This is a genomic window from Sulfuricurvum sp., assembly GCF_036279695.1.
Lineage (GTDB): Bacteria > Campylobacterota > Campylobacteria > Campylobacterales > Sulfurimonadaceae > Sulfuricurvum.
Map to the genome: position 1 here is coordinate 1 of NZ_DASUIQ010000013.1, position 10,984 is coordinate 10,984.

The 10,984-nt window shown below is 44.8% G+C and carries 13 protein-coding genes; 5 read left to right on the forward strand and 8 right to left on the reverse strand.

Translation table 11 applies throughout. The features are described 5' to 3' along the window. The 4 genes from VFW36_RS01775 to VFW36_RS01790 form a co-directional block, all read left to right on the forward strand. Positions 1-744, forward strand: a 744-nt coding sequence (locus VFW36_RS01775) for an Hsp70 family protein (protein WP_329657108.1), incomplete at its 5' end; no start/stop codon positions are given. Positions 745-930: 186 nt separating this feature from the next. Then, entirely contained in the window at positions 931-1,923 is a 993-nt protein-coding gene (locus tag VFW36_RS01780) for a response regulator (RefSeq protein WP_329657109.1), read from the forward strand. A gap of 58 nt (positions 1,924-1,981) precedes the next feature. Next, positions 1,982-3,214 (forward strand): glutamate-5-semialdehyde dehydrogenase, encoded by a 1,233-nt coding sequence (locus VFW36_RS01785; RefSeq protein WP_329657110.1) that lies wholly within the window; start codon positions 1,982-1,984, stop codon positions 3,212-3,214. Next, positions 3,211-3,783: an ATP-binding cassette domain-containing protein gene (locus tag VFW36_RS01790; RefSeq protein WP_329657111.1), complete on the forward strand. Its 573-nt coding sequence runs from the start codon at positions 3,211-3,213 to the stop codon at positions 3,781-3,783. The genes VFW36_RS01785 and VFW36_RS01790 overlap by 4 nt, the downstream gene beginning before the upstream one ends. Here the strand turns inward: VFW36_RS01790 and VFW36_RS01795 are convergent. The 8 genes from VFW36_RS01795 to VFW36_RS01830 form a co-directional block, all read right to left on the reverse strand. Further along, complete coding sequence (locus VFW36_RS01795; RefSeq protein WP_329657112.1) at positions 3,780-4,475, reverse strand: lysophospholipid acyltransferase family protein; 696 nt, start codon at positions 4,473-4,475, stop codon at positions 3,780-3,782. The genes VFW36_RS01790 and VFW36_RS01795 overlap by 4 nt on opposite strands. Next, complete coding sequence (locus VFW36_RS01800) at positions 4,456-5,604, reverse strand: hypothetical protein (RefSeq protein ID WP_329657113.1); 1,149 nt, start codon at positions 5,602-5,604, stop codon at positions 4,456-4,458. Before VFW36_RS01800 ends, VFW36_RS01795 begins: the two co-directional genes overlap by 20 nt. Next, positions 5,601-6,275, reverse strand: a complete 675-nt coding sequence (gene purQ, locus VFW36_RS01805) for a phosphoribosylformylglycinamidine synthase subunit PurQ (RefSeq protein ID WP_329657114.1) — start codon at positions 6,273-6,275, stop codon at positions 5,601-5,603. The genes VFW36_RS01800 and purQ overlap by 4 nt, the downstream gene beginning before the upstream one ends. After that, positions 6,272-6,514 (reverse strand): phosphoribosylformylglycinamidine synthase subunit PurS, encoded by a 243-nt coding sequence (purS, locus tag VFW36_RS01810; protein WP_329657115.1) that lies wholly within the window; start codon positions 6,512-6,514, stop codon positions 6,272-6,274. The genes purQ and purS overlap by 4 nt, the downstream gene beginning before the upstream one ends. Before the next feature lie 4 nt (positions 6,515-6,518). Continuing rightward, positions 6,519-7,229, reverse strand: a complete 711-nt coding sequence (purC, locus tag VFW36_RS01815; protein ID WP_329657116.1) for a phosphoribosylaminoimidazolesuccinocarboxamide synthase — start codon at positions 7,227-7,229, stop codon at positions 6,519-6,521. A gap of 2 nt (positions 7,230-7,231) precedes the next feature. After that, entirely contained in the window at positions 7,232-8,557 is a 1,326-nt protein-coding gene (locus VFW36_RS01820) for a S41 family peptidase (RefSeq protein WP_329657117.1), read from the reverse strand. 78 nt (positions 8,558-8,635) lie between these two features. Beyond that, complete coding sequence (locus tag VFW36_RS01825; RefSeq protein ID WP_329657118.1) at positions 8,636-8,839, reverse strand: RNA-binding S4 domain-containing protein; 204 nt, start codon at positions 8,837-8,839, stop codon at positions 8,636-8,638. Between the two features lie 89 nt (positions 8,840-8,928). Further along, on the reverse strand, positions 8,929-9,201 hold the full coding sequence (locus VFW36_RS01830; protein ID WP_013459257.1) for an RNA recognition motif domain-containing protein: 273 nt from the start codon (positions 9,199-9,201) through the stop codon (positions 8,929-8,931). Between the two features lie 211 nt (positions 9,202-9,412). Here VFW36_RS01830 and VFW36_RS01835 point away from each other — a divergent pair. Continuing rightward, positions 9,413-10,984: ABC-F family ATP-binding cassette domain-containing protein (locus tag VFW36_RS01835; protein ID WP_329657119.1), on the forward strand; the 1,572-nt coding region annotated here is incomplete at its 3' end.

The following is a 10,984-nucleotide window of genomic DNA, read 5'->3' on the forward strand; positions in this document are numbered from 1 at the left end:
GGAGACGTTAAAGACGTTCTTCTTCTTGACGTTACACCTCTTTCACTCGGGATCGAAACTCTCGGCGGAATCGCGACTAAAATCATCGAAAAAGGGACCACTATTCCGGTTAAAAAATCGCAAGTGTTCTCGACTGCGGAAGATAACCAACCTGCGGTTTCTATCTCGGTTGTTCAAGGTGAGCGCGAGTTTGCCCGTGATAACAAATCTCTCGGATTGTTCGAGCTTACGGGTATCCCTGCGGCACCGCGCGGTGTACCTCAAATTGAGGTAACGTTCGACATCGATGCCAACGGTATCCTAACCGTTAGCTCGACAGACAAAGGGACAGGTAAATCTCAATCGATCACAATCTCTGGAAGCTCAGGATTAAGCGAAGAAGAGATCAACAAAATGGTACAAGACGCGGAAAACCACAAAGCCGAAGATGCGAAACGCAAAGAGGTAGTGGATCTCCGCAACCAAGCCGATGCGTTGGCAAGTCAAACCGAAAAATCTCTCAAAGAGATGGAAGACAAAATCGATGCTAGCGAAAAAGCGGCAATCGAATCGGCTCTTGAAGAACTCAAAGCGGTCTTGAAAAATCAAGATGCTAGCAAAGAAGAGATCGAAGCAGCTACCAAAAAATTGGCAGACGCGAGCCACAAAATGGCAGAGCAAATGTACAAACAAAACGAAGGCGGTGAAGCCGCTTCATCAAACGCGAAAAAAGATGACGACGTCATCGACGCTGAAATCGAGTAATCTCCCCCATTATTCCCGCGAAAGCGGGGATACAACTTTCCCTCTTAATTCACTTCTTTTTCTTCATAGTTATCGTCTTACTAATAAAACTATTTTTTATAAGTAAAATGTTGTATCATTTAAAGAAAAAAAGAGTATCTAATGTCTAATGAATTTTTACAAGTGATAGTAGTTACTGTAGGCATCGTGCTAGCCATTATAGTTGTTTACTTTATTTTCAAAAGAAGTCCAGCTCCAGAACCTCAGAGCACTACACCCGAAAAAAATGATATACCCAAAGTTGCTACCCAAGAGAAGATAAACGTAGTCCCAGAGAAAAAAGAAGAGCCAAAATCGCCAGTTGACGAAGAGCCCCTCCAAGACGTGACGAATAGACGTAAAAGTGATTACACAATACCGAAACGGGCTGTTCCTGAGTTTGGAAAAATCACAAAACAAAGTTTTTCTGAATTTGCCGGAGAGAGAATTTTGGTAGCGGAAGATAACCCGATCAACCAAAAAGTGATCGTGGGTCTTTTAGCCGGAAGCGGTATTGATGTGATTTTGGCGAACGATGGTCAGGAAGCTTTGGATATACTTGAAAAAGAGACAAACTTTTTGATGATATTAATGGACGCCCATATGCCGAGAGTCGATGGGTTTGAGGCGACGCGTATCATTCGTGCAAATCCGCTCTATGATCACATCTTGGTCGTAGCCCTTAGCGGAGATGTCGGAGCCGATGACATCCAAAAAATGAAGAGTGCAGGGATGGCGGAACAGCTCGAAAAGCCTCTGAGAATGGAGTCACTCTATAAAATTTTCTATGCCTATTCTACTCAAGAAACCCAAGCAGAAACAGCTGTAACGAATATTTTGGATGCCGATGAAGGTGTTGAAATATGCGGAGGAGATGAGAACTTCTACCGCGAGATTTTAGCTGAGTTTGTGAGTGACTATGGCGATTCGGCGGATAGATTGGGAGAACTTTTACGAGCGCACGATATGCACGGCGCTGATGCTTTATTGCTTGATATTGTCGGTGTAACGGCAAATATCGGTGCACATTCTCTTGGCGACATTGCTTCGCATCTAAAACTCGCACTCAGTGATACCCATGAGAAGAGTTACTTTAGTCTATATGACCGATATAAAGTTCAGCTAGAGAGATTGACGCAGGAGATCAAAGCGTATCTTTGATGTGAGTGTTAATTAAACCGCATTTGTTATAATATCCCTAAGAAAAAAGGGAATCACTATGGAACACTTTTTAGAAAAAGCAAAATCCGCAAGCCGCACGTTGGCAATACTCAGCGGAAGTGAACGTAACCGAATATTGCGTGAGATGGCCGAAGCGCTTCGTTCCAACACGATGAACATCATCGAAGCTAATGCGATCGATATGAAAAAAGCTGATGAAGAGGATCTCTCCTCGTCGCTCAAAGACCGCTTGATGCTCGATGAGAAGCGCCTCGAAGCGATGGCAGTCGCGATCGAAGAGATTGCCGCGCTCAAAGATCCGATCGGTCGTGTGATTGAGGGGTGGATCACCGAGGCAGGGCTTAAAATCGAGAAAGTGAGTATCCCTATCGGGGTGGTCGGGATCATCTATGAATCTCGCCCGAACGTCACATCCGATACGGCGGCACTGTGTTTCAAAAGTTCCAACGGCTGTGTCCTCAAAGGGGGAAAAGAGGCGGAGCATTCCAACAAGATCATTGCCGATGTATTACAGCAGGTACTGATCCGTAACAATCTTCCCCGTGAACTTATTGCGCTACTTCCTGATTCCTCACGCGAAGGGGTAGCGAAACTGATCAAGATGGACAAATACGTCGATTTGATCGTTCCGCGCGGCGGAGAGGCGTTGATCCGATTTGTGAGCCAAAATGCGAGTGTCCCTGTCGTCAAACACGATAAAGGGCAATGCCACCTCTATATTGATAAAGATGCAAATATAGAGGATGCACTAAAAATAGCGGTCAATGCAAAAGTTCAACGTCCTTCCGCGTGTAATTCAATCGAGACACTCTTAGTAGATAGTACGATTGCGACAGAGGTATTGCCACTCTTTAAAGAGGTATTTGATCGTGCTCATACTCAGCTCAAAGGGTGTGAACAAACACGAGAAGTGATTTTGGTTTCGTCAGCCAGTGAGGAAGATTTTGATACCGAATACCTCGCCAATATTCTGAATATCAAAGTAGTAGATGGTGTGGATGGGGCGATCAGCCATATCGTCCGTTTTGGTTCGGGTCACTCCGAATCTATCATCACCGAAAATATTACGGCGGCGGAGCGTTTTATGAACGCTATTGATGCGGCGGCAGTTTATGTAAACGCTTCGACCCGTTTTACCGACGGAGGAGCTTTCGGATTCGGAGCCGAGGTAGGGATCAGTACCAATAAACTTCATGCTCGCGGTCCGATGGGAGTTGAGGGATTGACGACCTATAAATATAAAGTGTACGGTAAAGGTCAAATCCGTTGACCACCGTTTTAGATATACAAAATATATCTTTTGGATATACAAAAGATATAGTATTATTCAATGATTTTTCCCTCTCCCTCAACGAAGGGGAGATCAAAGCGATCGTCGGTCCCAGCGGTGTCGGTAAATCGACCCTATTTGAACTCATTTTAGGACACCGTAAAGCTCACGCAGGGACTATCAAATCTTCATCCTTCTCCCAAGTGTTTCAAGACCCTTACAGCTCATTTCACCCTACCTATACGGTACGAGAACAGATCATGGATGTGACATCGATGGAGGGGTATGAGAGCTTAATGGAGCAGATGGGATTGGAAGAGGATTATTTGGATGCATTGCCCCATAAACTCTCAGGCGGACAGTTACAGCGGTGCTCTATTTTACGGGCACTGTTGATGAAGCCGAAACTACTTCTTCTGGATGAGCCGACATCAGCACTCGACAATCTCAATCAACTCGATATTATGAAGTTGATCGTAAAGCATATCGACGGGATGGGTGTTTTACTCATCACCCATGATGGCGATTTGGCACAGTGGTGTGCCGATGAGATTGTGACGTTACGTTAGTGATATTTAGACAGAGATGCTAGCTCAGCATCGTAGACGTGTTGCATTTTATCGCGGGTATCATTGAGCCATTCGGGATTGCTTTTATCGGCCAGAAAAGCATCGAGATAAACGGCGGTAATGGTTCCACCGCGGAAAATTTTACGTTTGTTGCTAAAGTGCTGTGCGGTAGCGATCAAAACAACGGGCTGTACTTTGAGAGAGAATTTGTCGGCAACCATTTTTGCCCCCGCTTTAAACGGTTTCATGTTACCGCTCTCGGTACGAGTCCCCTCGGGGAAAATAGTGATGACACGACCGTGATCGAGGCGGTCTTTGCAATCTTTGATGAGTTTAACAAGGGATGTTTTACTTTCGCGTTCCAGCGCAATATCTTTGGGCAAACGGACGACCAGACCGAAAAAAGGGACTTTAAACAGCTCTTTTTTAGCGACCCATGCCAAATCTCTGTCGGTAATGGTCTCCATAACGCCGATATCAATATCGCTTTGATGGTTGATCAGAAACATCTGAGCGTCAGGATCAGGGGAGCCTTTCACGTTAACAGGGATAAAAACGAGAAGGCGGATAAACCATGCCGAAAATTTGACGGCATAGGGCTTGGGGAGAAGATAAAATGTCGCAATCATCAACGTCATCCCGCTGAAGATGACGATTATGGCGTAGAGCCACTTAATTCGAGCAAAGATCACGTTTGTTTACCCATCCTACTTTATCATCGCTAAGATGAATTTTGATAAATTCACCCACCTCTTTTTCGGCTTCCAAATGCTCTTCTTGGAGGGTCATTTCAAAAATGGTTCCGTTTTTAATCGGAAGCAAATAGACAGGTGCATCTTTTTTTACACAAACATTCTGGTTCGGAAGGAGTGCGTAGACGATGTAAAACATCGGCAATGCGGAAACATAGAGATACCATTTATTTCGTCTCCAATAAAACATTCCGAAAAGGATGATAACAAAGACTCCTGACGCACCGATTTTGAGCTCCGTATGACGTGCATCGGTCGGAGAGAGATCGTTTTGGCTTGTCGATACCGTATCATCATCGACTACGATAGGGATATTGAGTGCTTCATAACGCTGTTTTTGGAGGTTGAAATAAGAGAAATTGAGATTTTTTTCAGTGTTGGGAATGATCGCATAATAGGTCATTTGAGATTCGCCGACATTGGGAAGCTTAGACTCAAACCCTTGTTTTATAGCATTCGGTATTGAGAAATCACTGATGTTACAACGGGACGCTTTGACGGTAAAAATGACGACATTGCTCTCGTTGTTATACGGAGTCGTTTTATAGGTGATCACTTCAAATTTATCGGCTAACACATTGGCATACCCGCTCGGAGGGCTTAGAGTCGTTGCGCTTAGAGAACTACCGATTAAAGGCTCTGACGCCGCACCCGTGGAGGTAAGTGTTGCGGTAATATCCGGGAGTCGGATGGATTGAGACTGAACAAGAAAATAGAATGTATCATAGACACCGTCTTCTTTGACACTTCGGCGAGGGGTATCGCTGAATATACGGATACCCTCTTCATTTTGAAGGGTGTATTCGATATTGCCTGATGCTATATCTACCGGTGTGAGTTTGACATTGACGGCAATAATTTCACCGACATACGGACGTGCAGGGAGGTTGGTAAATTGAAGCGATAACCCTGTTGCAGATGAAACGCCCGAAAAGAGGGAATTGATTTCGCCTGAAGGATTTTGATCCGAAGCAGGAGCTTCCGCTGAGGGTTGCGGCTCGGTGAGAACTGAGGGCTCAGCAAGAAGTATTTGTCCTATAAGACAAAGAAAAAGAGCTAAAGCTTTCAAGCGCTTATGAACCCCTCTAACATCGCTTTTCCATCATCAGAACCGAGCAAAGCTTCCATCGCACGCTCAGGATGCGGCATGAGACCGAAAACATTTTTTCCCTCGTTACAAATACCCGCGATACTGTCCACTGAACCGTTCGGATTATCGATTTTACCGGAAGCATCGGTGTATTTTAGAAGAACTTGATTGTTGGCATACAGCTCTTTGAGCCCTTCTTCATCAATATAAAAATTGCCGTCATGGTGAGCAATAGGGATATTGACCACTTGATCTACACGGCAATGACGTAAAAAATCATTCTCATTATTCACGACTTTGAGATGGTGGTGGCGTGAAATAAAGTGAAGCCCTTCGTTCCGTTTTAAGGCACCCGGAAGGAGACCGGTTTCGGTAAGAACTTGAAACCCGTTACAGATCCCGAGTACTTTTCCGCCGTTATCGGCATACACTTTGAGTGCTTTCATGATCGGAGACATTTTGGCGATAGCACCGCTGCGGAGATAATCTCCGTAGCTGAATCCGCCGGCAACAACGACTAGATCGGTGTTTTCAGGGATAGTATCTTCTTTATGCCAAAGAATTTGTGTTTCACACCCTAATGCGGCAAACGCATGTTGAGTATCGTATTCACAGTTTGTTCCTGGGAACTGAACAATCCCTACTTTCATGCTTGAATCTCGATCTCATAATCTTCGATAACCGTGTTGGCCAACAGTTCTTCACACATGTGAGCTACTTTCTCTTTAGCGGTTGCGGCATCGCTCTCATTCATCTCAATAATGATCTGTTTTCCTACACGAACATCTTTGACACTTTCAAAACCGTGCCCTGATAGAGCGTGCTGTACTGCTTTTCCCTGAGAGTCTAAAACTCCGTTTTTCAAAAATACGTTTACAATTGCTACCATTTCATTACCCCAATATTCTGTTTAATACTTCTTCATAAGCGACTTTAAGTCCGCCGAGACCCTGACGAAAACGGTCTTTATCCATTTTTTCACCCGTAGCCAAATCCCAAAAACGGCAGTTGTCAGGACTGATTTCATCCGCAAGGATGATTTTGCCCTCAGAATCACGACCGAATTCAAGTTTGAAATCAACCAAATTAAGCCCTTTTTCGTGGAAGTAAGGACGTAAAATAGAGTTTACTTCGCGTGCCATTGCACGGAGTTGATCGAGTTCTGCTTCGTTTTTGACAAGGTTAAGGATCAAGCAGTGCTGATCGTTGAGCTTCGGATCGCCGAGAGCATCGTTTTTGTAGTCGAACTCGACCAGTGTAAACGGCAGGACGGTTCCATCGGCGATACCGAGATTTTTAGAGAGACTTCCTGTCGCGATATTGCGGACGATCACTTCGATGAGGATAATATCCACTTTTTTGCAGAGCATATTGGTATCATCGAGCATTTCGACGAAATGGGATTCGACTCCGCGAGAAGCGAGCATTTTAAACAATTCGGTAGAGATCTTGTTATTGAGTGCACCTTTGCCCGATTCATTGTCTTTTTTCGCGCCGTTGAATGCGGTCAGATCATCTTTAAACTCCGCAATGACTAGGTTGGCATCGTCGGTACTAAAGAGGCGTTTAGCCTTTCCTTCGTAGATGAGATCGCGTTTTTCCATGGTTACTTTCCTTTGACTATGATTAGAGCTTTGATAATGTCGACACCCTCTTTGAGTTGAATATCTTTATTCATCTGCTCAGGGGTGATAACGGTTTTATTGGTCGCGTTGACTTCGGTTACATCGACCATTCCGCCGTTCTCTTTTTCGAGTGCGGAGGTGAGATGTTCTTTGAGGTCAGCCTCTTTGATGTTAAATGTTTTATTGTGATTTTTGATCTCTCCGGAGATTACTTCGATATCAGGAGTGACTCCGACGGCTTGGATCGTTCTTCCGCTTGGGAGGTAATATCGGGCGACGGTGAGTTTGATCCCTTCGGTTTCGGTGATCGGCATAACGACTTGCACGGAACCTTTACCGAAGGTTTTCTCTCCGACGATAACGGCACGTTTGAGATCTTGGAGCGCACCGCTGACGATTTCAGAAGCACTCGCGGAGCCTTCATTGACTAAGACGACCAACGGAAGATTGGTAATGGTGTTGCTTTTGGTCGCTTTGTAGGTGACATCGTCCGCTTTATTGCGCCCTTTTTGGGAAACGATGATCCCTTCGTCCACGAATAGATCGGTCAAATCAACCGCTTGATCAAGGAGCCCGCCCGGATTGTTACGAAGGTCTAAGATGATCCCTTTGCTTTTATCGCCGTGTTTTTTGATCGCTTTTTTGACATCGGCCGCTACTTTTTTATCGAAGCTGGTGACTCGGATATAGAGGATATTTCCGCCGATGGTGCGGGTATAAACCGACTCTACCGTGATGATCTCACGGATGATGTGAACTTTGATCGGATCGGCTGCCCCTTTTCGGACGATAGTAATATCGATCGGAGTTTTAGGGGTTCCTCGCATCAAAGAGACGGCATCGTCAATGGTCATGCTAAGGGTCGATTTATCGTTTATTTTTAGGATAATGTCGCCCGCTTTGATTCCCGCTTTATCGGCCGGAGTCCCTTCGATGGGAGCGATAACGGTGAGAGCGTTATCCCGCATTCCGACCGTTATCCCCAATCCGCCGAATTCACCGTCGGTCTGGGTTTTAAGATTATCGTAGCTTTTTTTATCCATATAGGTGGAGTGGGCATCGAGATTTGAGAGCATCCCCTGAAGCGATTTGTCGATCAGTTGATCGACGGTTAGACCGTCTACATTGTACTGTTCGACGATCCCTAAAACTTTGGTAAATTTGGCTAAGGATTGAAGACGGGAGGCTTCAATAGAGGTTTCGGAAGATTCGGGCGTATTGTTTTTTGCTAATAGCGATGAGGAGAGGGCGATACTGATCGTTACCGCACTCACAAAACCGACAACCATCATTTTTGTGTTTTTCATAGCGTTTTTTGAACCTTATGGTGAGCCGTTAAATAAGATCAGGAATTATAGTGAAAACTCCATTAAATAACAATGGATTCAGATGACTTCGATAACGACATCCCCGATCGTAATCGTCTCCCCTTTGGTGATCTTTGCCCGCTTGCGCGTTTCGACTTCTCCGTTGCGGTAAACATGAGCGTTTTCGATGAGCATTTTGGCTTGACCGCCGGTGTCGACAAGGTCTAAAAGTTTAATCAGTTTGTGCAGTTCGATATACGGTTCGGTGAGTGTGTAGGTCATAAGGTATCTTTTAATACTAAAATTTTAGGGTAAAACGAGTTGAGAGGAAAAAAGAGGCATGAAAGCCCGAAAGGGCTTCATGTATGTGATTACCAGCGATCGCGTGGAGGGCGTGGAGCACGTGGACGCGCTTCGTTAACACGAAGTGTACGTCCGCCGAAATCGTTACCTTCAAGGGCAGTGATCGCTTTGTCAGCTTCGTCTTTGTTCGCCATTTCAACGAAACCGAAACCGCGGAAGCGACCTGTTTCTTTGTCATTTACGAATTTAACTGAACTAACTTCACCGTATTGTCCGAAAAGATCTTTCAAATCGTTTTCGTCTTTGCCGTAGGGAATATTCCCGACATAAATTTGTGTCACATTGTACTCCGTGGAAAAATCGAACTATAACCAGCATAATCCTTAGACACATTTTAGCTTTTACAATCTTATGGGAATGTTAAAAATAATTGTATGTTTATAATTAACCAAAACTCATGTTAAAACTTTACAAATTCAGACTTTTTCCCTTAGCCGTATAGTAATCTGATTTTAGATATAATCGCGTAATTTTTATGTAAAGAGTTTTGCAATGGTACAAGTCACAAAATTAACAATGCGCTTCGGCAGCCGGATTTTATTTGAGGGGATCAATCTCAAACTCGACCGTAATAAACGTTACGGGCTTATCGGTGCCAACGGGGCCGGAAAAACAACATTCCTAAAAATTCTCAGCGGTGAGATCAAAGAGTATGAGGGGGACATCTCCATCGAACCGGGTCTCAAAGTGGGTGTTTTAGGACAAAATCAGTTCGCGTTTGAAGAGTTCACGATTGCCGATGCGGTATTGTGGGGGAACAAACGTCTCTATGATGCGATCAAAGAGAAAGAGTATCTGTATGCTAACGGCGATTTTGAAGATGATAAAGTCAATGATCGTCTAGCAGAGCTTGAGATGATCTGCTGTGAAGAAGATCCGACCTACGAATACGACGTTCAGATCGCGAAAATTCTCGAAAACGTGGGAATTCCTGCTGAGAATCACAATGATTTGATGTCGAGTCTCCCGTCATCGGAAAAATTCAAAGTTTTGTTAGCACAGGTTCTCTATCCGAAACCGGACGTTTTGTTCCTCGATGAGCCTACCAATAACCTTGATATCGATACCATCGGTTGGTTGGAACACGAGCTTCAACGTCACGAGGGGACGATGGTCGTTATCTCGCATGACCGTCACTTTATCAATGCCGTCGTAACCAATATCCTCGACGTCGATTTCCAAAAAATCCGTGAATTTACCGGAAACTACGATGACTGGTATCTCGCCTCTACCGTTATGGCGAACCAAGCGCAGTTGGAACGTGATAAAAAACTCAAAGAGAAAGAGCAACTCGAAGCGTTCGTTCGCCGTTTCTCGGCCAATGCGTCGAAAGCGAAACAGGCGACCTCCCGTCAGAAACAGCTCGACAAACTCACGATCGATGACATTAAACCATCATCTCGCCGTGATCCAAGTATCGTTTTCAAAGCCAAACGCCAAATGGGAGATGAAGCGCTCGATGTCATCGGTGTATCTCATAACTATGATGATTTGGAAGTGCTCAAAAATATCGATCTCAAAATCGTTCCGGGTGAAAAAATTGCTGTCATCGGCGGTAATGGTGTCGGTAAATCGACCTTGCTTAAAATCATCATGGAAGAGATCAAACCGACCGCCGGTAGTGTGAAATGGGGTGCGACGATTGAGCCGACCTATTTCCCTCAGGACACGGCTGACCGTATCAAAGGGAGCGAAACGCTTTACGATTGGCTTCGCGCATTTGATCCAAAACGTGAAATTTCAGAGATTCGTAACTGTTTGGGACGTATGCTCTTTAACGGTGAACAGCAAGAAAAAAGTATTGAGAAAATTTCAGGGGGTGAAAAACACCGTATGATGCTCTCCAAAATGATGCTGGAGGGGGGAAATTTCCTCGTTCTCGATGAGCCGACCAATCACCTCGACCTCGAAGCGATTATCGCACTCGGTGAAGCATTGTACGAATTTGACGGAAATGTCGTTTGTGTGAGTCATGACCGTGAGTTGCTCGATGCATTTGCGGGACGCGTTATCGAACTTCATGCGGATGGAAGCTATACCGATTTCAAAGGAACGTATGAAGAG